Source organism: Phycisphaeraceae bacterium, from assembly GCA_020851465.1.
In the GTDB taxonomy this organism is placed as follows: Bacteria; Planctomycetota; Phycisphaerae; order Phycisphaerales; family Phycisphaeraceae; genus JADZCR01.
Map to the genome: position 1 here is coordinate 18,732 of JADZCR010000005.1, position 22,282 is coordinate 41,013.

Sequence of the window (22,282 nt, forward strand, 5' to 3'; positions counted from 1 at the left end):
CCTCGCGGGATACTCGACCGTATTTTCGTTCGTCATCAGACGGTGCGCGGAGGATTCGTACCACGGCGAGGCGTCTGCTGTTACGCCCGCATCACCGCGTGACGGAGACGTTGCACCAAGTCGGACAGTTCTGCCTGCTCCATGGTTGCCGGCACCGTGACACGCACGCCCTCGGATACCTGTTTTTCCACGCGCTGCGCAGCGGTGATGACCGTGGAGTGATTTTTTCGGCCCATGGCAGAAGCGATTTCCGGGTAGCTCATGGTCGTCATCTGACGGGTGAGATAGATCACCAGTGATCGCGCAAGGACCGCGGAAGCCTGTCGCCCGTTGGCCAGAATCTGTGCCTTGCTGACTCCTGTTTCCTGCGCGACGACACCCAGGACGTTATCAAAGCGAATGATTCGTCGCGGCGTCTGGAGATCAGCGTCAAAGAGGTGATTCACGATGGTGTGACCGATAGGCTCCGCTACTCCGCCCTCACGCTGCTGGGCGAGGCTCGCCAGGGCGTGGAGTTTGGCGAGAGTGCCCTCGATCTCGCGCACGGAGCCTACGCATCGGCTGGCGAGCACATCAATGACGGTTTCGAGGAGGCACAGCCCCCGTCGCTGCACCAGCGCCCGGACGATGCGGGCACGGGTTGTCGTGTCAGGAGGCTTGATCTCCACCACCATGCCGCGAACGCACCGGTTGACGAGGGCATCGCTGAACTGGCGGATCAACTTGGGATGGCTGTCGCTGGCGAGCATGACCCGCGCCCCGCCCATCTCGATGGCGTCGAAGCTGTGCAGAAACTCCTGCTGTGTTGCAGCTTTGTTGGCGAGGAAATGGACATCATCCACCGCCAGCAGATCGAGCTGGCGTATTTTCCTGCGGAACGCTTCGAGCTTGTTGGCACGCATGGCGGCAAGAAACTCGTTGGTGAACTGTTCCCCAGTGGTGTAAAGCACCTTGGCCTGCGGGTTGCGATCGAGCAGGCGGCAGCAGACCCCCTGAAGCAGATGGGTCTTACCCAGACCGCAACCGCCGTGAAGAAAGAGCGGGTGCGAGGAGTGATCGTCATCGAGCAGACGCTGGGCGGCGGCGAAGGCCAGCTCATTGCTCGGACCGACGATGAAAGTTTCGAGGCGGTGGCGGAAGGCGGCATTGGGTGTAGGCAGGGGCGCAGCCGTGGTGAACGGCGGACGCACACGTGTGGGCTGGGTGATTTCCGTCAGTGCAGCCGTATCGGGCGGTGTGGCAGCCGCAGGCTGACGAAAATCGGCAAAAAGTGCGGGCATGACCTCGATGCGAACGTCGATATCGCGTCCAAGCTCCTGATGAGCGGCGTGGCGAAGGTCGCCTTCGAAGTTTCGCCCGATCCAGTCGGCGACAAACTTGTTGGGCACCGCGACCTCGAGGCGGTGCTCATCATCGCTCAGGCCGATCCTGGCGGTGCGGTCGAACCACATGCTGTAACGTCGTTGGCCGATCGCACTGGAAAGGCGTTGAGCGATGCGCTCACAGAGGTGTTCTGTGGTGTTGCGGATGGCCGAAGGCGGGCAGAGGGATACATCTGAAGAGGTCGTAGTCACGATCTCTCCTCCTCTGGGAAGGTACCGGCGGAAGACGGACCTGATCGATCAGTAACCGCCAGATTGGTTTTACAGCGCTCGCCGCGCTCTGATGGAAATGGTTCCGTCCCCAGTCCCGCCCTTGCCTCCGAACGCCAGCCAAGCTCCGACACGAGTTTCAGGTGTCGTCCTCGGCTCGCGGCCGGTGCCCGCGAGGCGACCGTCCATGATCACGAAGGCAAAGATAAAGACGTTCGAGCGCCGCGGCAATGGGAGAAAATCATCAAAACACCTCCTTCGCACAGAAGTGGATGGAAAAATCAGAAGTTGAAGACGAAAGATTTTTTTATCCACCTCACTCTGCGCGATGTTGGGAAAATTTGTGGATAAGCGCCGATAACTTTTTGATGCTGTTGCGCAACAGCATATTTCACGTAAGAAAACTGAAGCTGCGACGCTCGACGATCAAAAAAAATCGCGTCGAACGTGAAAAGTTTTGTCAGCGATGACATTGGAGTGATTGGAGCGGATCACGGAATCGGAAAGATCATCGCGTGTTTGCGAGCATACGCATGGAAACGCATCGATTGGTAGAGCTTGAGTGCCGGCGTGTTTTGATCGTCCACTGCGAGCGTGAGGCTCGACGCCCCGTGTCGGTGCGCCAGCGATAAGCCATATTCCAGCAGCTTTCGCGCTAATCCCTTGTTTCTCGCTTCAGGGCTGAGACCCAGATAAACCAGTTCCGCACCTTGGTGCGTCGCAGCGAGGTTGATGAGCATGACACCAGCCGGTTTTCCGTCTCGATGGATCACGGACCATAAATCAGGCGTAAATCGTCCGCTGGACATGTGGCCGTCCAGGACATCGCTGATCTGACGCAAACCCAGTAGTCCGGGGCAGTCGAGCGTGTTTTCGTAGCTTCGCTCGATGGCGTGCTCAAACAGGGCGCGATTCGTGCCGGACCAGGTACAAAGCTCAAATGCCGGAGCGAAATTTGGCTTGATCTCACTACGTTCCGTCACCCGCTGCATGTAGATGAGAGTTGCGAGATTTCGGAAACCGGCTGCCCGTAAGGCTTTGGATTCGGCGTCCTGTCCCGGATCGAGAATCGCCTGCACGAGTCGCACTCGCTGGGGATTCTGTGATTGGCAGATCGTCTGGGCGAGGCGTGACTCCACCATGCCGTCGGTGACGATGGTCGGCGAAATGAAAAGGATGGCTGTCCGCCCCGGCGAGGGAACGAGCAGGCCGGCAGCAACGGGTTGGTCGTGTTCCAAAGCGAGCCAGAGGTCTTCGAGTGACATCCGCTGCTTCTGGGTGTAGTCGAGGAATTGATCGACGGCGGCGTGACTCGGCCGGGCCATTCCCAGGATCAACAGCGACAGCGCGACGCGGCGTTGTTCGAGGCTGGCACGTCGGACCACAACCGATGGGTCGTCCATACCAGCGGGGGGAAACTTGTCCTGAATCGTGGACATGGGTGGGGTGTTGGCGAGGCGGGGCTTGAAACGGCGTTTTGACCGTCCTCATGCCGCGCGTACAATGGCTCACGATAGCCGCAAGATCTCGCTTGGCAAAGTATTACACCTGCCTGCCCCGGAAAACTTTCCATGCCTAAGAAAACTTTGCTGATGATGTCCGTTGTGCTTGCCCTGACGGTCGCAGCCGTGATGACGCTGCCGATGACACCGAGGGCGTATGGTTTTCCTGAGCCATCATCCGCACCGGAGTCGTGGCAGTTCGACTTTACTTACAGCAAGCCCGCCGTGATCGCGGTCAAGACCATCGATGGCGTCAAGTGGTTCTGGTACATCACCTACAAGGTCGAGAACAACACCGGCGAGGATCGGCTGTTCATCCCTGAGATCGTCATGTCCACCGATCAAGGCGATATCGCTGTCGCGGGAAAGAATGTCCCTGCCGGCGTGTTTGACGCAATCAAGCAGAGTTTGGGTAACAAGCTCCTCGAGAGTCCGGTGCGCGTCGTCGGTCGTCTCCTTCAGGGTGAGGACAACGCCCGTGAGAGCGTCGCGATCTGGCCAGCTTTCGATCATGACATTGATGAAATGAGCATTTTCATCTCCGGCATCGATGGTGAGACGGAAGTTATCAAACACCCGCTCACCGGCGATAACGTTACCGTCGTCAAGACCCTGATGGCCAGCTACAACCTGCCCGGTACAGGCGGTCGGTTGCAGGAACAGGCGGTAGTGCCTCACGGCGAAACGTGGGTTATGCGTTAATCGCCTCACCTTTCGATTTTTAACTCGCGGTTCAGGCAGTCCGTAGCGTTGATCGCTGCGCAATTTTGCGTTACACAGCGTCTGCGACCAGTACTCTGGGCAACCCCTCGTGATCCGCGAGCACTTGCGGATTAGACAGTCGCGGCGAGACTCGCGCCAGTTCCAAGGCGGCATTTTTCTGTGAAGCGGCGATTTCGATGGCGATCTGGGCAGGCGTATCCATGACGCGATGAGCTTGTTCGAGGATAGCACGGATGAATTGCAGCCCGTCCGTGCCGCCACGCAACGCGGTCACCGGCTCGTAGTCCTTCACATTCGGCAGGACTTCCTCCCACTCGGCATCGCTGATGTAGGGCGGATTGCTCACGAGATACCGCACGCGCTGACTGGTGAGCGGCTCCAGCAGATTTCCAGAGTGAAAGTCGATTCGAACCGCCACTCCCTGCGACCGGGCATTTTCCTTTGCGATCGCCAGTGCGTCTTCTGAAATGTCGATGGCGATCACTCGGCTGTTGGGAATGTGTTTCGCCAGTGCGATGGCGATGGCTCCCGATCCGGTGCCGATGTCAGCGATGAGCGGCGCGTGAAACCCCGGAGTGCGGCGGCAATGTTGAATCACGTGTTCAACGAGAGTTTCCGTGCTGGGTCGGGGGATGAGCACCGCGGGGCTGACTTTGAGCATCATCGAAAAAAAGGGGGCGTTACCGACGAGGTAATCGACCGGCTCGTGCTTCGCAGCCCGCTCGACCAAATCGCGGTACGCGGCCCGTTCCAGTTCACTGGCGGGCCGGTCGGCATCCATGTAGAGCTTGATCCTCGCGACCCCCAGCACGTGAGCCAGCAGCATCTCCGCGGAAAGACGCGGTGAATCCACGCCTTTTTTTTCGAGATGCTCAGCCGTCCAGGCGAGCAATCGCCGCGTTGTCCACCGGGCTGCGTTTACGGTCATGCGTGGATTTTAGATCGTGTCTTGACGGATGCGAACGGGCAGCAAAGCGACCACGCGGGTCGGTGCCGCATTTCCGAGCCTGTATCAATCGCGTACACTCCCGCAGCATGTGGGTCGCCCGTACCGTTCTTGATGCGCGAAAGCTCCGCCGTGATCTTGCGGGACGTGTTGCGTTTGTGCCAACGATGGGTGCGCTTCACCGCGGACATGTGTCGCTGATGGAGTCGGCCCGCAGGCTCGCGGATCATGTGGTTGTGAGCATTTTTGTAAATCCGACGCAGTTTGCGCCGCATGAGGACTTTGCGAAATACCCCCGGCCTATCGAAGCGGACCTCGCCGCATGTGAAACCGCAGGGGTTTCGGGTGTCTTCCACCCCGATCCTCTGGAAATGTACCCGGCCAATCAACTCACCAGCGAAGTGAACATTCCGCAGTTGGCGTCGATCCTCGAAGGCGCGGTCAGGCCGACTCACTTTGCCGGCGTCTGCCGGGTGGTCGCCAAATTGTTCAACATCATCCAACCGGATGTCGCGTGTTTCGGGCAGAAGGATTACCAGCAGGTTCGCGTGATTCAGGCGATGGTTGATGACCTGAACATGCCGGTGACGATCGCGGAACTCGCCACGGTGCGTGAAAGCGACGGCCTGGCTCTGTCGAGCCGGAATGTGTACCTCGATCCCGAGCAGCGACGACACGCGGGGGCACTTTACAAGGCCCTCCAGGCAGCGCGGTTGCTTATCGAATCAGACGGTGAGACGGAACCAGCCAACATCGAGTCAGCCATGAAACAAATCATCGAGTCGCATCAGGTCACGCCTGATTACGCGGTGGTGCGCCACCCGCAGACTCTGGCGCCGCTTGACTCGATCAATCCCGCGCTGACCGGCGGTGTGGTGGTACTGGTCGCGGGCAGACTCGGCTCCGTGCGACTCATCGACAACATGGTGGTAGGGCGAAACGCTGGATAGCAGCGATCATTGGCTGATGCGGTTGTCGAGTCTGCGCAGCTCGACGCGGCGAGGCTCGATCCGGGCGTTGATTCGGGCATCGTAGAGCTGCGGCGCAGGCGCAGGGTTGGTCTGGAGCGGCTGAAGCTCAAAGACCGTGTTGGGGCCGATCATCTCGATGTATTGCCCGTCCTCGCGTGGCGTGACATTCATCGACAGCTCACCATCGCGAGCGTACATCAGGTAGTTGATGCGGTCCACGCGGGCGATGAAACCCTTGCCGATCCGGTAATACTGTTGTTTCACCGGCGTACCCAGCGCGCCGCTCATGGCAAAGGCACTGTATTGATCGCCTGAGATGGTCGTGTACAGGCGGCTGTTGTGTTCACCTTCGTAGCGTAATCCCGCTTCCATCTGTCGGTAACTTCGCGCCAGCGGATCAAGGTCAGCCACAGTCTGATCGACAGGCTTTAATCCTTCGCGCGGCCCCGCCATTACAGATGGCGTCATGGCTATGAGGATCAGCAGGGGCAGGAGCTTCATGTTCACAGGTCCAGTTTCGGATCGGCTGGCGGCGCGGGTTGGGCCGGCTCTGGTGCAGCAGGCGCCACCGTATCAGCGGGCGGAGGCGTCGTGGTTGAGGGGGTAGTCTCAATGACGCCCGGAGTTGTCTCCGTCGCAGACGTCGGTTTTTCGGCGGCAGGAGTAGCGGCATTGTCAGTGGGTTCCGCCACTGGCGCTGCTTCACCAGTCGCGGCGGTCGTTGGTACGTCAGCGACAGCGGGGGAGATGTTTTCTCCCTGCTGGTTGGGATTCAGCGTGTCATGCTTGGGAATCTCGGCTTTGGCCGGCGGGGTCGTGTCCTGCGTCACGCTGGCGATCTCTGACTCCGGCACGCCTGCCACCTTGTAGCCCGGCGGGTATTCCGGGGTGGGGCGGTAACTCACCTTCATCACCACGCGCGAGTTCAGGTCGATCTCGCCTGTCTTGTAGGGGTGACTCTGCCAGCCGGTAGCGATGTGGTAGAGCTTCCATTTCATCAGAGAAGGCGGCTCGTGTGCGTTCTTGATGAACTCGACATCATTGGGTCGGTCAAAGTCCACCGTGAGCCGGTCACCCACGGGAATGTTCATCGCCCAGATCACGTTCCCGCTGAGGGCGTCGGTGAGTTGGAGCGTCGTCGGCAGGTGCGGTTCGCTCTTGAACGAGTGTTCGTTTCGACTGGCACTACAACCCGTCAGCCCCACAAAGGCCGCCAGCACAATCATTCCCAGGGTCATTCGTCGCATCGATCAATCCTTCCTGCTGATCTTTCGTAAATGTTCTTTATCGGATGGTCCGAACCGGCCCGTCAAAGCATACGATAAGGATGTTCCGTCTGTGGAGACAAGCTGTGGCTGCCGATCCCAACAATGTCCCCCCTAGATCATCGACCGATCGGCGGTCTTTTTTTCGTCAAATCTTCCTGCGTGGCTTTGATGCAGCCGAAGACCGGACACGCGGTATCCGGGAAGCCATTCAGCGAGCGGTCTCACCCCCGCCTCCCGCGCCAAAGCAGTCGGAACCATCCCAGGCGGCATCGGCGCACGCGCCGCCCGTGCAGCACATCCGCTTTCTCCGTCCGCCGGGAGCCTTGCCGGAGGAGGCATTCGCCCAGACATGCAGCCGTTGCGGAGATTGCGTCCGAGTTTGCCCCGCGCAGTGTATCGATCTGGTGCCGGCGCGTGCCGGCGGCTTGCCGCACATCATCGCTCGCGAGTCGCCCTGCGTGATCTGCTCGGACTTGAGCTGCATGAAGGCCTGCCCGACCGGTGCCCTGAAACTGGTGGAGTCCGTCTCTCAGATTGAAATGGGTGTGGCGGTGGTCGATATGACCCGATGCCTGCGCGGAGAATCCGGTCAGCGCGAGGACTGCCGACTGTGTGTGACATCCTGCCCGGTGGGCGAGTCGGCCCTGAGCCTGACATCACAAGGCATTGTGGAAGTGCGCGAGGGTTGCGTCGGTTGCGGTGTCTGCGAACGTTCCTGCCCGACGGAGCCAGCGAGCATCTGGGTCGAACCGCGATAGCTCAGACACCTCGAGACGAATGACGCGGATCAGGGAAGCCCGGAGCGCGATTGTCTGACAGAACACCCTTAACGGATGTCCCGACAACCCGGCATCTCAAGTGTGTTTATCCCGATATTGCGTCGGGCTCATCCCCACGACTTTCTGGAATGTCGAGGAAAAGTGGCCGTGGCTGGCGAAGCCGGCTTTAGCGGCGATGGAGCTTACCGGCTCGCGTGAGCCGCGCAACAGCCACTTGGCGTATTGAAGCTGTTTTGCCTGAAGGTAGTGCTTGGGGCTGATCCCCACGCTGCGGCTGAACAACCGGTGGAAATGGAACGGGCTTACCTGCACCGCCTCGGCGATGGTTGACAGGTCCGGCGCATGGTTGAAGTTCTGGTGGATGTATCCCAATGCCCGCGCGATGCGCACGTCATCCACGTTGTTGATCAACGGCAACTCGCCTTTTTCGAGTGGATGCAATTCGAGGAACCAATGCTGACTCAACGGAATATTCGTCGTGCTGTCGCGGTGGAAGCGCACCCAGAACGGACGAGCTGCCAGTTCGACCGCAAAGTCATAGATCAGGTGATCAGTGATTTTTTCCCATCGCTGTTCCACGACCTTGTGAAGCGTGTCGGTCAACTGACCCAATACCTCAGGGTGCTCCAGCAGCATGAGCTGGGTCCACGGGTCCGCGTGGATGAGACGGTTGTCGTGACCAATGAGCAATCGACCGGTTAACGGCTTCTGCACCTGGTTGAAACCCACCTGCCAGTGACGCAGCAGCAAGCTGGCGATTCGCTGTTCGAGCAGCGTAAACGGCCGGTGATTGTTCGTCAGCAGCAGAAACCACCAGCTTTGATCCACCAATGACTCCGGCAATACGTGGAGCATCACGTCGCCATCGGCTGAGATGCCCATGTCGGCAGCACCCTGAGCTTCCGACGCGAGGGCGATTCCACTTCTGCACGCCTGGCGGAATAATCCCAGCGACTCCAGCCCGGCGCGGCACCACTGGTTGACGATTTCATGCGAGATCCCGGAATGCGCAAGCACTTCGTCCGGCTGAGGATTTCTGCCGCTGAAAACTGCAAGTACCAATCCATCAAAAGGTACTTGTTCGCGGGCGGAAGCGATGAAACGGTGAGGGTCAGGATCCCAAGGCGATGCGACGCCAAGAATCCTCGAAGCGAGGTCTCCGAACATGATGTTTCTTGAACTCTTTCGTTGAGACAGAACCGGGGTGAAAATACACGTTGAAACGATTTACATCCGAGATAACTCTAGTCATGGACCGGCATAAATCAACCTTGAAATCACAAAATTTTGTATTTCAATTCGAGAATAATGTGGCGGCATCAAGTCCCGGCTGACGGCACGCTGATTATTGCGAGCCGCGGCGTCATCATCCCCCAACCCCAGCCGCCGAGGTGCTATGAATTTGCTTGGCTAGTACTGCTGTCAGCCATGATCTCTCATCGAGCAGAGTGCGTGACCCATCCAACGCTATGCTGCGACTGTCATAGTCGCAGATTGGCATGCTAAGTCTGGTATTCCCCTCTCCGCCAACGGGTGACCATCTGGGTCATCAGCTCAGTTGTGGTTCAGCGGGAAGGCTCTAAACCAGCGGGAGATTTGTTGCCAAGGTGCCGGCATCAAGGACGGGTTGTTCCAGCCGCCAGCGAAGCTCACCTCCATCGCAGTGGATGTGGACGGCAAAAAACCGTCCGCGGTAGCGCCAGAAGAGCGGCCAGATGACCGAGCGATCCGTGGGTGGTATGGGGAGTGTCCCTATGGCTGCGGGTGAGTGCCATTCGAGGCGACCTTCATCGAAGGTGGTGCGTTCGACGTGTACTGGTCGGTTGACCTCGTAAAGAAACATCAGCCAGTGCGTTTGATCGTAGCCTGACTCGGAGACGATACCGGTCAGGTGAAGATCGGCTGGCTGGACCTCGACGCCGGTCTCCTCAGCGATTTCTCTAGCAGCGCAGGCGGTGGGACTTTCACCCACAGCTTGATCCAGTTTGCCGCCGATCGGGGAATAAAGATCACGATTAGGTGGTTTGCGTCGGTGAAGCAGCAAGACGCGGCCTTGGTGGTCGAAGAGATAACAGAGCACTGCGATTTTGTAAGGCGGGGATCCCTGCATCAACGCAGTGTCGTGCCCGAACGGTCGGAGGTCAACGACCGGAGTACGTACCAACAGACCCTCAAAAAATGACAGTGTCCCTCGGTTCCATGTGCGGGGGCTTTGGAGCCGCGGGTGCTGGCGTAAAAGGGATGGAATGCGACTCAGGCAAGTGGAGGCTGAGCGTTACTCGTCGCGGATTCCCGCCAGCGATGGGCCGTTGAACTTACTTTTAGGAGCGAAGGCGGGGGCGTCGGCGGCTTCGGTCCAGTCCTCACAGCCCGCCAGATCGAGGCCCATCTTCGCCGTCTTGCGGTAGCCGAGCTTGCGGATGACTTCGAGTACTTCCGTCCACGTCGGATAGGGCTTCTGGTTGACGCGCTTGTAGGCATCGATGGCGCGGACGAACAGAAACTGTTCGTTGGTCATCTCACCCTCTTCAGCTGCTTTCATGAAGTCGGTTCGGCGACGCCCCGGCCCGCGACGGCGCTCCAGCCCTGTGCCGGGCGGACGCAGATCGACGACCGACTGGCGGCGGTCCGGACCTGGTATGCGGCGCTGCGGATCAGACGTATTGGGCTGGTCGGTCGAAACTTTAGGCGAATCCATGTATTTCTCCCCACAGCCAGCGTCCGTGGGGAGCGCGGGCCGTTATTCCGTGTCGTCGTCGTCTTCTTCGTCGTCGTCATCGTCGAAGAAGTCGTCGTCGTCATCTTCCTCGTCGTCTTCGAGGAAATCGTCGTCTTCTTCGTCTTCGAACTCCTCGTCGTCATCTTCATCGTCAAAAAAGTCGTCGTCCTCAAGGTCTTCGTCCTCAGCCATGACGAAGTCCCAGGGCCGTTCCCATTCCGACGAGGCCGCAAGGCCAGAGGTATCGGACGTTGGCGTCCCAAGCGTGATTTCAACCACCGGATCGATAAGCTCAAACATGACAGAACCTCCCAAAGAAGCACCCCATTGAACATTTGGCGGAGCGATGATGCGTAAGTTCCTCAAGGGTGACGGCTTTAAACTGGCGGTTACACTATCGACGGATCGGGGTTTGTCAATGGATTTCGTTTCCATTTTGAAAATCCCGGGGTGCCTTGCGGCCAATGAAGCCGACAAACTGAACTGGAGATTCATTTGAGTTCCCCGATATCCGGCGTGTCACGCTGGAACTTTACCGCAGCCGTCGCCGCCTGGCTCTTTCCCGGTCTGGGTCATCTGCTCCTGGGGGAGAAACAGCGAGCGGGCATTCTTGCCGCAACCATCGGCGTACTCTGGATTGCCGGCTTCATCATCGGCGGCATCGGCGTTTTCGACTGGGTTGAACATCCTGCATGGTCCGTCGGCCAATCGCTGATGGCTCCTTCTGTGGTCGCGGGTGTGGTGGAGGGACGGATGCGGCGTGCGGCTGACGCACCGTGGCGCAGTCATTCGCTGCCACGAGTAGAGCCGGTTTATCTTCCCGAACAGGGACGCGGGACTTTGCCTCTCCAGCCGCCGCACCCGAAGCTCAACCCGTCGTATGAGCCTAGCTACGGTCGTGTGGACGAACAGGGCATTCTTTACACGGCACTTGCGGGACTGCTTAACCTGCTGGCGGTCATTGATGTTCTCTACCGTGAACCTGGCCGCGTGCGGCACGATGCCTCCGCCATGCCGGGAGGTGCCGCATGATGGAGTTCATCACGCTGGCGTGGCGTCCGTTCTTTGAGCCGCTGCCGCTCGACACGTACTGGATGCTGCTGCTTCCCCCGCTCGTGCTGGCGATCTCCGTCGTGTACAAGGCGATCAAGCTCGATGATCTTTCGCAGCTTCCCCGTCAAGCGTTGTTTCTCACCGGCCAGATCATCGCATTTATGATTCTGGCCGCCGCTGCTCTCTGGCTGGTGACTGAGATGGTGTAAATAACCCGCGCAGCCGGACGTTTCTGCAAAATCAAACGGGCCTTATTCGAGACTCACATTCCTGAATCCCAGACCTTCTTCGCATGAAAGAACACCTTGCCCAGCTCGCGTCCGGCCGACCGCTCAGTACGGCTCAGGCTCAGGATGCGTTTGAAAAAATAATGACCGGCCGGGCCACCCCGGTTCAGATCAGTGCGGTGCTCGCGCTGATCGAAGCACACGGCGGGGCGACGCTCGATGAACTCGTTGGCGCAGCCACCGTCATGCGCTCGAAGGTCACCGAGGTTCAGGTGCCGGAAGGTGTGAAGGTTATCGACACCTGCGGCGCAGGCGGAACGGAATCAAAGACGTTCAACATTTCAACGGCTGCTGCGTTGGTGGCAGCCGGTGCGGGCCGACCGCATAACATCGTGGTCGCCAAACATGGCAACCGCTCGGTGACCAGCGTGTCCGGTTCCAGTCAGGTGTTGGAGGTGCTGGGTGTGAAGCTTGCGGTATCACCGCAGACCCTGACGCGATGTCTCGATGAATCGGGCTTTTGCTTTTGTTTCGCCCCGGCCCATCACCCGGCTATGAAGTTCGCCGGTCCCGTAAGGCAGGAATTGGGTTTCCGAACCATCTTCAATCTGCTCGGCCCGCTGACCAATCCCGCCCGCGCAACCGCGCAGGTCATGGGCGTGCCCCGTGCTGACCTGACGGAAAAAATTGCCGGCGTGCTCAATCGCCTCGGTGCCGAGCACGCGATGGTCGTCAACAGCACGCTTCCCGCGGCTGGCGGTCGATCGGGTGGAACAGCCGGTGAGTTGATGACCACAGGCCCGACCAGGATCAGCCACCTGCGTGGCGGCGTGATCGAAACCTATGAGATTGAACCGGAACAACTCATGCTTTACCGCGCGGAGTTGTCGGATTTAATCGTGGACAGCCCGCAGAAAAGTGCGGAGATGCTTCTCCACGTCATCACCGGGCAAGCTGGGCCGGCCCGTGATGTGGTGTTGCTTAACGCCGCTGCTGCGCTGGTCGTCGCCGATCTGGCGCGCGACCTGGCGTCAGGGATACAACTCGCAGCCGAGGCAATCGATAACGGGAACGCCAATCGTGTGCTGCAGACCGTGATCGCAATCACGCAGGCAGATCAATCCTGATTTGCATTGCTGCCTCAGCAGGTCACGGTTTGATGGGCTTCTTTACGACAAGATGCAGCAAAGATGCGCAGGCTGCTCAAAGTTGTGCGTTTGACCGGTACTTCCGCAACCGTTCCGTGATCACGGGACGCATCGATTCAAGCATCTCGCGCTGTTCCGGCCAGAGCATCTCCGGGAGCCGGCTCAGCGGAAACCATTTCGCTTTGTGGAAATGTTTGATGTCCGTGGGTTGCTGTGCCTGAGCGGTGGTCGTGTAGAGGTAGTAGTGGACGGTTACCCACTTGCGTTTCGTAAACGTCAGCCGTGATCGCGTGCCGAGTTTGCCCAGACGGGTGAGCTGTGTGAGTCCGGCTTCTTCAGCTATCTCACGCTGGGCAGCCTGTTCGATCGTTTCACCTGGATCGACGCCGCCTTTGGGCAAAATGTATTGAGGGAAGTCGCCTTCTCGCGCCAAGGCTACCTCGATGCAAGTTCCGCGCAGCCGGACGACCACTCCGCCCGCCGACGTTCTCCGCGGCAAGCCGCGCTCGTGACGGTACCAGGTGCGATCAATCACACTGTGCCCTTTGATCGCCCACCGCATGAGATGCTTTTCCCTGCCAGCACGCGCTGTTTTGGGTTTCGTTTGGCGAGGGCTGCCCATGTGGTGATTCCGACCGGAAGCGAGTGAAGGCTGACAGCGAAATAATCGTTGCAGCGACGGGGCGTTACCCGGTAGCTTTGGAAAGTTCCTCGCGAGCTTCGCGCATCACGTCGCGCAATGCCTCGGGTAACTCCGAGCCACGCCAGACCGCTTCCAATGTTTTTGTATGTTTTTCGATCAACACCGCTGCGCGGTCCAGCCCCAGTGCGCGCTCGGAGGCGTCAAGTTCCTGCAGGTTTGCCAGCGCGAACCATACCGCCTGAAGCATGATGATGTCCGGCACACTGCGGCGCAGTCGTTCTCCTGATTCGTCTTCCGGTAATGCGAGTGACGATCGCGCAAAGTCCACCCAACGGCCCAGCAGAGCCGCCCAGGTCAATCGCTCCGGGTGGAGAGGCGCTGGTTCAGAGGATGACGAGGGAGAGGTCACAGTGATGCAAGCTTAGCTTCGCGACCGGTTGATGCTGAGACGTGGACAGCTTCGACTTTTTTCATATACGCCAAACCCTCGGAAAAGTCGGGATTCATCCCGATGCGGGATGTCCCGCCTGATTGTGAGCTGTGGATACTGGCGATGAAATCTTCTTCGACCCGCCAACCGCGTTGGAGCGAGTCGGGCACAATCACAGGTTTGAGAGGTTGGCCTGCGGCTGCCCATTCGATGGTCTGGCCGAACGTGTACCTGAGCGTGCCTTGACGCCCCCAGATGGTGAGTGAGTCACCCAGTGTCGTCCTGTCGGATGCGAGGCCAAGATGATGCTCAACCGCGACCGCGCCATTTTCGAGTTGCCCGCAGATCGTCACGACTTGAGGGACATCAATGGACACACTCTGGCCGGCGGAGTGTTTGATGGCGACAGGTGTGGCTGTGCAGGCGGTGAGCCGTTCGTATGGCCCCACCCAGGCGTTGAGCGTCTCGGCGTAGATGCCCACAGCCATGACTTGATTTCCGCTGAATTCGCGGAGTTCCCGCCAATGGACGGCATCGGTCTGGAGATTCGCTCCGCTGTGGCTCAGAAGCTCAACGGAGTAGATGTCACCCATTTCGCCGCGTGAAAGCAGGTTGCGCACAAACGGCTCGAATGGCATGCGTGACGGCGGCGGGCAAATCTGACTTACAAGGGTTGGGTGTGCTTTGGCGGCGGCGAGCATCGCTCTTGCTTCCGCGAGGTTCATAGCCATCCGCGCCTGACAGAAAACGTGCTTGCCTGCTTCTAGTGCGGCGATGGACATCTCACAATGCGTGTACGGCCAGGTACCGATGAATACGGCATCGAGGTCAGACTGCTTGAGAAGCTCGCGCCAATCATCAATAACCCTGGGGATACCAAAATCTCTGGCGACAGCCTGAGCGCTGGCGCGACCACGATTGCTGACAGCGACGATTTTCACGCCCGCGAGTTTTTGCAGGTTAGGCAGGTGACGCGCCCGGGCGATGCTGCCGGCACCGATAAATCCGATACGGATGGTTGGAGTAGTCATGCCCGAAAAGTTTATGCTGGAGAAGACGGATGCGTTGATCGAGAATGCAGGCAGCATCCAGAGAAACTCATCGAGATTCTAGCAATCACGTGTGCTAAACCCGTCAGACATGATCTAAGATTGAGTCAATGAGAACTTTGTTTCAAAGCTGGCGTTTCGGTGTTTGTGGCGTTGCCGGCCTGATGGGTTGGTGTGTGCTGTTGTTGTGGGGGCAGTCGCCTGCTGCTCCGCCGCCTGCCGCGACATCGCCCGCAACGACTCCCGCGACCCTGCCGGCACAGGGCTTACCGCACATCAGCATTGATCGACAGCATCGCACGATAGATCTTGAGGCGACGGTCGTGCTTCGCGAGGCGAAATGGCTCGAACTGCTGGCCTGTTCACCCAAATCACGAGAACACGAGTCCATTCTCACGGTGCCAGCCCGTCCCAGCCACATCCATGTTGCGCTGCTGATGCTGGGTCTTGAGGCCGGCTCCCCGATGCGCAGTTGGCTTGAAGGTGATGAGGCCAAGTGGTCTCCGCCGCATGGCCCGAAAGTTCGTATCACCATTCTTTATGAGGAGAGCGGAAAGCGGGTCGAGGTGCCCGCCAATGAATGGATTATCAATCAGAACACTCATGAGCCGATGAAGGGCAACATCTGGCTCTTTGCCGGCTCAGCGATCGGCGAGGTCGAAGGCGAAAAAGTTTATTACGCGGACCTTAATGGCACGGTGGTTTCGCTGGTGAATTTTGGTGACGACCTGCTCTCGCGTGATACGACGATGACCAACGATGATGATAATTCCACCTGGGGCACGCGCACTGAAAAGATTCCGCCGGTCGGAACGAAAGTCACGCTTCGATTGACGCCGGTGGATGAGCCGACGACGAAGCCGGCTGCTCAGTAGCTCATCATTCATTTCTGTCCGTGTTTGGGAAAGTAACAGGATTGCGGCTGGATCGGCTGGCGGCATAACCGTTACACACCGGCGAGCCGGAAAAGTTTCGCTCAAGTTCCAAACTTTGCAGGGTTATCTGCATTGCAGAAGTTGCACACGAATTGAATCCTTTCGCTCGCGTGCCTGTGGCGCGTTCCGGGTCAGGGCCGGAGAGATACCGGTCGAGGGCTGAAAGGGTATTCGCGTGAACGAATCACTACGAAGCTGGATGAGCTATGAAAATCAATCCCAGTGGCCGCGCGTGGGTGTAATGAAACGGCCATCCACGCGCCGGCTGCTGAATGCGTTCGCGCCAGTCGCCGGGAGCGAGTTGGAACCGCTTGAGCCGCGCGTAATGATGGCGGCAACGCCGATCGACGCCAATGACCAGATCCGTGAAGCGGTCGTTGCGGGCGTCATGTCCACCACACGGGTTATTTCAGGCACCATGGATGCCACCACCGATGTGGACATGATTTCATTTGACGTATCCACTGGACAGACGATCTCGATGGATGTCGATCGCAGGTCCGGCACCATTGATTCGTACTTGCGGCTTTTCAATTCACTGGGTGAACAGATCGCGTTTAATGACAACGCAGCTGCTCCAGGTGAAGCTGCCGGTAAAGATTCATACCTGACCTATACCTTCTCGACCGGAGGACGGTACTACGTCGCGGTCTCCGCATCAGGTAACACAGGCTATTCAGCCATCACCGGTCTGGGTGACGTATCGGGTAAAGGCAAAGGAACCTACAAACTCACGCTCAGCAAGGTTGACGGTCCAACGGATACCGCTGGCAATACCCTTGCTGACGCCCGCAACCTGGGCACGATCAGCAGCGGCTACACGCTCAGCGAAGCACTCAACACATCGGACCATGACGATTTCTTCAAGTTTTCCGTCACCTCGGCGATGAACGCCACGATCAACCTTTCGGGTCTAAGCTCCAATGCTGATCTCCAGTTCATCGCTGACGCCAACGGTAACGGCGTGGCCGACCCGGGTGAAGTTCTGGCATCAAGCGCACTGACGGGTACGGGCACGGAGACGATGCAGAAGTCGCTGACTGCGGGCACCTATTACGTGCGGGTGTACAACAGCGGTTCGAATACCGGTTATGCGCTGAGCCTTTCGCTAACCGCGCCGGCTCCTGCCCCGACACCAGCTCCAGAACCCACGCCGACCCCGACTCCAACTCCGACTCCTGCACCTGAGCCTGGCACGGATTGGTTCAGCAGCAATCTCTTTGATAGCGGCATCGTGACGGTCGCCCGCAGCCTGTTTACCGATGGCTCCTTCAATCGCGGCGACATGATTAACATCCTCGCCACCGCGGGCAGCGATGACGGCGTCGTGGACGCCAACGAGTTGGCGGACCTGCGCAAGATCGTGGCGAGTGCTTCGACTTTCGGCATGGCTGACTACGTGAAAGTTCTTGCCGGCAAGATCGTCAATGGCTCGGTCGCGAATGCGACCTACCTCGGCTCGTCTCTGGGAAATCTGGCGTCGGGGAGCAGCGCGGGGCAGCTCGGCAAACTCGTCGATAAGTGGTTCCTCGGTGCTGATCATCCGGTCGCTAAATCACCCGGCGGTGCGACCTACACCTATCAGTACGTGGCCGGGTCACTCTTTCAAAATGGCATCGCTTATACCGACATCCGTCAGGGAACCGTCGGAGACTGCTACCTGCTGGCTACGATGGGTTCGATCGCGCTGAACTCGCCGTCATCGATCCAGAACATGATCATCGACAACGGCGATCAAACCTACACCATTCGCTTTTACAACAACAGCGTGGCGGATTTCGTGACGGTGGACCGCTACCTGCCTGTGGATAGCGGCGGTCGCCTCATTTTTGCCAACATGGGGGCGGCTTACACCAACGCGGGTAACGAGCTTTGGGTGCCGCTCATCGAAAAAGCCTACGCCCAAGCCAACGAGATGAAGTGGCTCGGTCAGGACGGGACCAACTCGTATCAAGGCATTTCCGGCGGCTGGATGGGAACGGTTTACACCCAGATGCTCAACAGGCCTTCCTCGACTCAGATGTTCAGCACCGAAAGTGCCCTGACTACGATGCTCTCCTCCGGCAAGATGATCACCGCCGGCTCGAAGTCATCAGGTACAACCAATGGCGTCATCGCCAACCACGCCTACATCATCACCGGCTACGACTCGACCACAAAAACCTTCTCGCTTTACAACCCCTGGGGAACGAATCAGCCTCCGGCTCTGAACTTCACGCAACTGATGGCTAACTTCAACTACACCGCGGCTGCGTAAACCTTGCAGCAGGCGTGCGGATGGGAACCTCGTCGCGGTGAGGGTTGCAGTGGACTGATCGTGGAACTGTCCGCCTGTTGTATCATGCGGCCGTCACGGGACGTGCCGCATGGGGTTCGATATCAACGGCATCACGTTTCTGCTTGCCGCTCGCGCTGCAGGTGTGCGATTCGCACGCACTGCGATGATCGGCAGGCAGAGCCTGCACATCACAGCCACTCATCTCAATGACCGGCTGCGACGTTTTGGTATTACCAAGACCCCGGATGCTAAGACTCTGCTGACTGCGGAACAGGGTTACTCAGAGCCTTTGCTCAAGCTGATCGGAGCTGAAAGTGTCACCTCGGTTGATGCATCGTCGTATGAGGGGGCCTCTGTTGTTCATGACATGAACCAGCCGATCGCGCACGAACATCACGATCAGTACTCCGTGGTGATCGACGGCGGTTCACTGGAACACGTTTTCAACTTCCCGCAGGCGATACGTAATTGCATGACGATGATTGCGCCGGGGGGGCATTTCCTGGGTATCACGCCGGCGAACAACCTGTTTGGCCACGGTTTTTATCAGTTTAGCCCGGAGCTTTTTTATCGAGTATTCTCCGCGGAAGCTGGCTTTGCAGTGGAGCGGATGTACGTCGTTGAGTATGCCCCGGATGCGTCGTGGATGGCGGTGCGCGATCCCGCTGTTGTGAAGAAGCGTGTCACGCTGACCAATGCGTTTCCGACTTACCTGATGGTACAGGCTCGTCGGGTGGATGTTTCCAGGTCATTGATGCGGACGCCGCAACAGAGCGATTATGTTGCGGAGTGGTCGGGATCTGCCGCTGTGCCGTCTGATCCCAGGAAGCGCATGGGTGTGCATTGGCGACTGAAAAAGCTGGCACGTCAGGTGACGCCCGGGTCGAGGCGCACGAGATTCAATCCGGAGTTTTTTCAAGCGGTGACTCTGGATCAACTCGTCAAGGGTAAACCGCTCACATAGGACCTTGCCCTACAATCCCGTCATGAAATCCAAATCAGTCACCGTGGCCGCGATGATGCTGTTGCAGCTTTTGCTAGCTGTTCCGAGTGTCATTGCGGCGAAGTCGCCGGTTCACGTCATCAATGCTTTCCCGAAGCTGCGGCTTCATGGGCCGCTATTTCTGACCTACCCGCCTGATGGGACGGATCGGATTTTCGTAGTTGAGCAAGGCGGGCGGATTCTCTGGTTTGAAAACAGGCCCGATGTGACGGAATCCCATGTCGCCATCGACTTTCGCGACAAGGTACGAGCCGGCGGCGAGGAAGGATTACTGGGCTTCGCATTTCACCCGAAGTTCAAGGAAAACCATCAGGTGGTGCTGCACTACACGGCCCACGATATGCCGCGGCGTAATGTCATCTCTCGATTCAAAATGGATCCGAAAAATGAAACCATCGATCCCGCCAGCGAAGAAATTTTGCTGGAGGTCCGGCAGCCCTGGGCTAACCACAACGGCGGAATGACAGCGTTTGGCCCGGATGGATTTCTCTACCTTTCCCTCGGAGACGGCGGCTCAGGCGGTGATCCTCATAACAACGGACAGAAGCTCGACACGATGCTGGGAAAAATTCTCCGCATCGACATCGATCACCCGTCAAGCGATGGTACGAAGAAATACACAATTCCAAAGGACAACCCGTTTCCCGATGGCGCAACCCCGGAAATCTACGCTTACGGTTTGCGCAATGTGTGGCGTTTTTCCTTTGATCGAAAAAACGGCACGCTTTGGGCCGGCGACGTAGGGCAAAACTTGTGGGAGGAGATAGACATCATCAGGCGCGGCGGCAACTACGGCTGGCGCATTCGCGAAGGGATGCACGACTATAACGTGCCGTCGGGAGTAAAACCCGCCGGGTTGAAACTGGTCGAGCCGGTGGTCGAGCATCATCACCGTGAAGCCATCAGCATTACTGGCGGATATGTGTATCGAGGCAAAAAGATTCCGGCGCTTTCAGGACAGTACATCTATGGGGATTTCGGATCAGGGCTGATCTGGGCACTTAATGCTGCGGATGCGGAAGCTGGACGAGAGGTGAGCCCTGCGTATCTCGGTGAGGTGCCTGCGATCGCAAGTTTCGGTGAAGACCGCGACGGCGAGGTTTATGTCGTTTCGCTTGGCGGGCGGATTATGAAGTTTGAACCCGTGAGTGACGACGGGGAATAAGCGACAGCTGTCACTGTCTGGGGACAATTCGCAGGTCTTTGATGTGCAATTCGGATTTGCTGACTCCCTGCCATTGAGAAATTTTCGGCTCGAATGCGATATCGATCTTCACGCCGGCGGGAAGTCGCGGCGCAAGTTCGCCTTGATTCCACGCGACAGCGCGCACGACTCGGGAATCTTGCCGCAGCATCAGGCTCAGGTGACTGCCGTTAGCCCCCATGCGATAGGCGTTTTGTTCGAGTATGACGCCACGAGCACAAAGTACCGGGCTGGGATTCGATGCGCCAAACGGTGCCAGTTTGTTTAACTGAGTGACAAGATCGAGGGTGATGTCTTCGAGTTCGCACTCGGCGTCGATCTCGAGAACGGCGATCAAGTCGCTCGTATCGAGGCGATTGTTGACGTAGGCCACCAGACTTTTACGAAATTCCTCGACGCGATTGACCGCGAGGCGCAGCCCGGCAGCCATCGCGTGGCCGCCATAGGTCGAAAGATGTGTGGCGCAGTGAGAAAAAGCCTCGTGAATGGAAATACCGTTGACGCTGCGTGCCGATCCGTGCGCTTCGCCGTCGTCGCCGCCCGGATAGCTCAGGAGCACGACCGGCCTGCTGAAAGTCTCGACAAGCCGGCTGGCAACGATACCGACTACACCGGGGTGCCAGCCCTCTTTTCCCAGCACGATGGCGCGGCAATCAGCATGGTCAAATCCCTGCGCGATGACCATCTCCTTTGCTTCCTGAAAAATCACGCGCTCGGTGGCGCGGCGACGGTCGTTTTCCTGCGTCAGAAACTTGGCAATGGATATCGCCTCGTCCTGGCCTGCCGCGGTCAGCATGTGGACCGCCTGTCTGGCGTGCCCCATTCGACCGCATGCGTTCAAACGCGGTCCAAGCCCGAAGCCTACGTGATAGGCATCGATTTTTTCCTCCCGCAAACGGGAGGCGTCGATCAGCGCGTTGAGGCCGACGAAGCGTGTGTGCTTGATCTGTCCCAGACCAAAAGTTGTGATGACGCGATTTTCACCCACGAGTGGCACCACGTCGGTGATGGTGCCTAACGCAGCCAGGCTGAGCAGATCAACCAGCAGTTCACGGAGGTGCTCCGGTACTTTTTCGCTGTTGCAGTAAACCTTGCAGAACTGCCATGCGAGTTTGAATGCAACCCCCGCGCCGCAGAGGTGGGGGAAGGGATATTCCGAGCCCGGCAGCCGGGGATGCACCAGCGCATAGGCATCGGGCAGGTGATCAACGTGGAACTCATGATGATCGGTGATGATCAGATCCACACCCAATTCGCGGGCGACTCGTGCCGGCTCAACGGCAGTGATGCCGCAATCCACGGAAATGATGAGAGGGCGGGATTCGCTTTCGACGATTTGTCGGATGGCGTCGGCGTGGATCCCGTAGCCTTCTTCAACACGATGCGGCACGTAGGTCGTGACCGCAGCGCCGACGGTGTGGAGTGTGTGCCAGAGGATCGAGCTGGCGGTAATGCCATCTACGTCATAGTCGCCGTAGATCACGATGCGCTGACCGTCTCGCACCGCCTGTGCGATACGGCAGGCGGCTCGATCCAGGCCGGGAATCTGGGCGGGGTCGTGGAGTTGCGTCAGTTTCGGAGCAAGGAATGGAACAGCTTGTTCAGCGGTTTTGATCCCTCGAAGAAGCAGCAGTTGGACGATCAGCGGATGTACACGCAGGGATTGGGCGAGGTTCCGCACGGCATCATTTTTTTGACCTGTCTCGATACTCGCCGCAGGGTTCGGACTCTCCGCCCCCGTTCGCATCCGCCAGCGTTTGAGCATCCCTGCTTCAAGCATGGCAGCATGATAACCCCCGTTATTGAAGGTGG

23 protein-coding genes are annotated in these 22,282 nt (G+C 58.5%); 10 read left to right on the forward strand and 13 right to left on the reverse strand.

Annotated features, from left to right (window positions below; all coding sequences use genetic code 11):
* Positions 1 to 80: 80 nt before the first annotated feature.
* Positions 81 to 1,574: an ATP-binding protein gene (locus tag IT444_05200; GenBank protein MCC7192161.1), complete on the reverse strand. Its 1,494-nt coding sequence runs from the start codon at positions 1,572 to 1,574 to the stop codon at positions 81 to 83.
* Between the two features lie 509 nt (positions 1,575 to 2,083).
* Positions 2,084 to 3,031 carry a GNAT family N-acetyltransferase gene (locus tag IT444_05205; GenBank protein MCC7192162.1) on the reverse strand — a complete coding sequence of 316 codons (948 nt, stop codon included), beginning with the start codon at positions 3,029 to 3,031 and terminating at the stop codon, positions 2,084 to 2,086.
* A gap of 132 nt (positions 3,032 to 3,163) precedes the next feature.
* Here IT444_05205 and IT444_05210 point away from each other — a divergent pair, with 132 nt between their 5' ends.
* Entirely contained in the window at positions 3,164 to 3,796 is a 633-nt protein-coding gene (locus IT444_05210) for a hypothetical protein (GenBank protein ID MCC7192163.1), read from the forward strand.
* Between the two features lie 70 nt (positions 3,797 to 3,866).
* Here the strand turns inward: IT444_05210 and prmC are convergent, their stop codons facing one another.
* Positions 3,867 to 4,745, reverse strand: coding sequence for a peptide chain release factor N(5)-glutamine methyltransferase (gene prmC / locus IT444_05215; protein ID MCC7192164.1), 879 nt, complete (start codon positions 4,743 to 4,745; stop codon positions 3,867 to 3,869).
* Between the two features lie 107 nt (positions 4,746 to 4,852).
* Between prmC and IT444_05220 the strand changes: the two genes are divergently transcribed.
* A complete protein-coding gene (locus IT444_05220; protein ID MCC7192165.1) occupies positions 4,853 to 5,713 on the forward strand; it encodes a pantoate--beta-alanine ligase in 861 nt (286 codons plus the stop codon).
* Positions 5,714 to 5,719: 6 nt separating this feature from the next.
* Here IT444_05220 and IT444_05225 read toward each other — a convergent pair whose 3' ends face one another.
* A complete protein-coding gene (locus IT444_05225; GenBank protein MCC7192166.1) occupies positions 5,720 to 6,241 on the reverse strand; it encodes a hypothetical protein in 522 nt (173 codons plus the stop codon).
* Complete coding sequence (locus IT444_05230; GenBank protein ID MCC7192167.1) at positions 6,238 to 6,981, reverse strand: hypothetical protein; 744 nt, start codon at positions 6,979 to 6,981, stop codon at positions 6,238 to 6,240. The genes IT444_05225 and IT444_05230 overlap by 4 nt, the downstream gene beginning before the upstream one ends.
* Positions 6,982 to 7,061: 80 nt before the next feature.
* Here IT444_05230 and IT444_05235 point away from each other — a divergent pair, with 80 nt between their 5' ends.
* Positions 7,062 to 7,760 carry a 4Fe-4S dicluster domain-containing protein gene (locus tag IT444_05235; GenBank protein MCC7192168.1) on the forward strand — a complete coding sequence of 233 codons (699 nt, stop codon included), beginning with the start codon at positions 7,062 to 7,064 and terminating at the stop codon, positions 7,758 to 7,760.
* 96 nt (positions 7,761 to 7,856) lie between these two features.
* On the opposite strand, the gene IT444_05240 is transcribed toward IT444_05235, so the two are convergent.
* From IT444_05240 to IT444_05255, 4 genes are all read right to left on the reverse strand, one after another.
* Complete coding sequence (locus IT444_05240) at positions 7,857 to 8,948, reverse strand: helix-turn-helix transcriptional regulator (protein ID MCC7192169.1); 1,092 nt, start codon at positions 8,946 to 8,948, stop codon at positions 7,857 to 7,859.
* Between the two features lie 412 nt (positions 8,949 to 9,360).
* Positions 9,361 to 9,891, reverse strand: coding sequence for an NUDIX domain-containing protein (locus tag IT444_05245; protein MCC7192170.1), 531 nt, complete (start codon positions 9,889 to 9,891; stop codon positions 9,361 to 9,363).
* Between the two features lie 165 nt (positions 9,892 to 10,056).
* Positions 10,057 to 10,479 carry a hypothetical protein gene (locus IT444_05250; protein MCC7192171.1) on the reverse strand — a complete coding sequence of 141 codons (423 nt, stop codon included), beginning with the start codon at positions 10,477 to 10,479 and terminating at the stop codon, positions 10,057 to 10,059.
* Between the two features lie 42 nt (positions 10,480 to 10,521).
* Positions 10,522 to 10,800, reverse strand: coding sequence for a hypothetical protein (locus IT444_05255; GenBank protein ID MCC7192172.1), 279 nt, complete (start codon positions 10,798 to 10,800; stop codon positions 10,522 to 10,524).
* 195 nt (positions 10,801 to 10,995) lie between these two features.
* Here IT444_05255 and IT444_05260 point away from each other — a divergent pair, with 195 nt between their 5' ends.
* The 3 genes from IT444_05260 (at position 10,996) to trpD (ending at position 12,907) form a co-directional block, all read left to right on the forward strand.
* Positions 10,996 to 11,532: a hypothetical protein gene (locus IT444_05260; protein MCC7192173.1), complete on the forward strand. Its 537-nt coding sequence runs from the start codon at positions 10,996 to 10,998 to the stop codon at positions 11,530 to 11,532.
* Positions 11,529 to 11,762 carry a hypothetical protein gene (locus IT444_05265; GenBank protein MCC7192174.1) on the forward strand — a complete coding sequence of 78 codons (234 nt, stop codon included), beginning with the start codon at positions 11,529 to 11,531 and terminating at the stop codon, positions 11,760 to 11,762. The genes IT444_05260 and IT444_05265 overlap by 4 nt, the downstream gene beginning before the upstream one ends.
* A gap of 83 nt (positions 11,763 to 11,845) precedes the next feature.
* Complete coding sequence (trpD, locus tag IT444_05270; protein MCC7192175.1) at positions 11,846 to 12,907, forward strand: anthranilate phosphoribosyltransferase; 1,062 nt, start codon at positions 11,846 to 11,848, stop codon at positions 12,905 to 12,907.
* A gap of 76 nt (positions 12,908 to 12,983) precedes the next feature.
* On the opposite strand, the gene IT444_05275 is transcribed toward trpD, so the two are convergent.
* From IT444_05275 to IT444_05285, 3 genes are all read right to left on the reverse strand, one after another.
* Positions 12,984 to 13,550: an NUDIX domain-containing protein gene (locus IT444_05275; protein ID MCC7192176.1), complete on the reverse strand. Its 567-nt coding sequence runs from the start codon at positions 13,548 to 13,550 to the stop codon at positions 12,984 to 12,986.
* Between the two features lie 64 nt (positions 13,551 to 13,614).
* The gene (locus tag IT444_05280) at positions 13,615 to 13,980 is read right to left on the reverse strand and encodes a hypothetical protein (GenBank protein MCC7192177.1); all 366 of its coding nucleotides are present in this window, start codon (positions 13,978 to 13,980) and stop codon (positions 13,615 to 13,617) included.
* A complete protein-coding gene (locus tag IT444_05285) occupies positions 13,977 to 15,032 on the reverse strand; it encodes a Gfo/Idh/MocA family oxidoreductase (protein ID MCC7192178.1) in 1,056 nt (351 codons plus the stop codon). The genes IT444_05280 and IT444_05285 overlap by 4 nt, the downstream gene beginning before the upstream one ends.
* Positions 15,033 to 15,160: 128 nt before the next feature.
* On the opposite strand from IT444_05285, the gene IT444_05290 reads away from it, so the two are divergent.
* The 4 genes from IT444_05290 (at position 15,161) to IT444_05305 (ending at position 20,431) form a co-directional block, all read left to right on the forward strand.
* A complete protein-coding gene (locus IT444_05290; protein MCC7192179.1) occupies positions 15,161 to 15,925 on the forward strand; it encodes a hypothetical protein in 765 nt (254 codons plus the stop codon).
* Between the two features lie 235 nt (positions 15,926 to 16,160).
* A complete protein-coding gene (locus IT444_05295) occupies positions 16,161 to 18,242 on the forward strand; it encodes a pre-peptidase C-terminal domain-containing protein (protein ID MCC7192180.1) in 2,082 nt (693 codons plus the stop codon).
* Positions 18,243 to 18,351: 109 nt separating this feature from the next.
* Complete coding sequence (locus IT444_05300; GenBank protein ID MCC7192181.1) at positions 18,352 to 19,227, forward strand: hypothetical protein; 876 nt, start codon at positions 18,352 to 18,354, stop codon at positions 19,225 to 19,227.
* Between the two features lie 22 nt (positions 19,228 to 19,249).
* The gene (locus tag IT444_05305) at positions 19,250 to 20,431 is read left to right on the forward strand and encodes a PQQ-dependent sugar dehydrogenase (GenBank protein MCC7192182.1); all 1,182 of its coding nucleotides are present in this window, start codon (positions 19,250 to 19,252) and stop codon (positions 20,429 to 20,431) included.
* A 10-nt stretch (positions 20,432 to 20,441) separates the two neighbouring features.
* Here the strand turns inward: IT444_05305 and recJ are convergent, their stop codons facing one another.
* Positions 20,442 to 22,250, reverse strand: coding sequence for a single-stranded-DNA-specific exonuclease RecJ (gene recJ / locus IT444_05310; protein MCC7192183.1), 1,809 nt, complete (start codon positions 22,248 to 22,250; stop codon positions 20,442 to 20,444).
* Positions 22,251 to 22,282 lie beyond the last annotated feature (32 nt).

What these genes read in the sequence shown, in the direction of transcription:
- IT444_05285 (MCC7192178.1), bottom strand. Translation starts at nt 15,032, where the DNA reads ATGACTACTCCAACCATCCGTATCGGATTTATCGGTGCCGGCAGCATC.
- IT444_05220 (MCC7192165.1), top strand. Translation starts at nt 4,853, where the DNA reads ATGTGGGTCGCCCGTACCGTTCTTGATGCGCGAAAGCTCCGCCGTGAT.
- IT444_05210 (MCC7192163.1), top strand. Translation starts at nt 3,164, where the DNA reads ATGCCTAAGAAAACTTTGCTGATGATGTCCGTTGTGCTTGCCCTGACG.
- IT444_05205 (MCC7192162.1), bottom strand. Translation starts at nt 3,031, where the DNA reads ATGTCCACGATTCAGGACAAGTTTCCCCCCGCTGGTATGGACGACCCA.
- IT444_05305 (MCC7192182.1), top strand. Translation starts at nt 19,250, where the DNA reads ATGAAATCCAAATCAGTCACCGTGGCCGCGATGATGCTGTTGCAGCTT.
- IT444_05255 (MCC7192172.1), bottom strand. Translation starts at nt 10,800, where the DNA reads ATGTTTGAGCTTATCGATCCGGTGGTTGAAATCACGCTTGGGACGCCA.
- IT444_05290 (MCC7192179.1), top strand. Translation starts at nt 15,161, where the DNA reads ATGAGAACTTTGTTTCAAAGCTGGCGTTTCGGTGTTTGTGGCGTTGCC.
- IT444_05235 (MCC7192168.1), top strand. Translation starts at nt 7,062, where the DNA reads ATGTTCCGTCTGTGGAGACAAGCTGTGGCTGCCGATCCCAACAATGTC.
- trpD (MCC7192175.1), top strand. Translation starts at nt 11,846, where the DNA reads ATGAAAGAACACCTTGCCCAGCTCGCGTCCGGCCGACCGCTCAGTACG.
- IT444_05265 (MCC7192174.1), top strand. Translation starts at nt 11,529, where the DNA reads ATGATGGAGTTCATCACGCTGGCGTGGCGTCCGTTCTTTGAGCCGCTG.
- prmC (MCC7192164.1), bottom strand. Translation starts at nt 4,745, where the DNA reads ATGACCGTAAACGCAGCCCGGTGGACAACGCGGCGATTGCTCGCCTGG.
- IT444_05230 (MCC7192167.1), bottom strand. Translation starts at nt 6,981, where the DNA reads ATGCGACGAATGACCCTGGGAATGATTGTGCTGGCGGCCTTTGTGGGG.
- IT444_05300 (MCC7192181.1), top strand. Translation starts at nt 18,352, where the DNA reads ATGGGGTTCGATATCAACGGCATCACGTTTCTGCTTGCCGCTCGCGCT.
- IT444_05245 (MCC7192170.1), bottom strand. Translation starts at nt 9,891, where the DNA reads ATGCAGGGATCCCCGCCTTACAAAATCGCAGTGCTCTGTTATCTCTTC.
- IT444_05250 (MCC7192171.1), bottom strand. Translation starts at nt 10,479, where the DNA reads ATGGATTCGCCTAAAGTTTCGACCGACCAGCCCAATACGTCTGATCCG.
- IT444_05275 (MCC7192176.1), bottom strand. Translation starts at nt 13,550, where the DNA reads ATGGGCAGCCCTCGCCAAACGAAACCCAAAACAGCGCGTGCTGGCAGG.
- recJ (MCC7192183.1), bottom strand. Translation starts at nt 22,250, where the DNA reads ATGCTTGAAGCAGGGATGCTCAAACGCTGGCGGATGCGAACGGGGGCG.
- IT444_05240 (MCC7192169.1), bottom strand. Translation starts at nt 8,948, where the DNA reads ATGTTCGGAGACCTCGCTTCGAGGATTCTTGGCGTCGCATCGCCTTGG.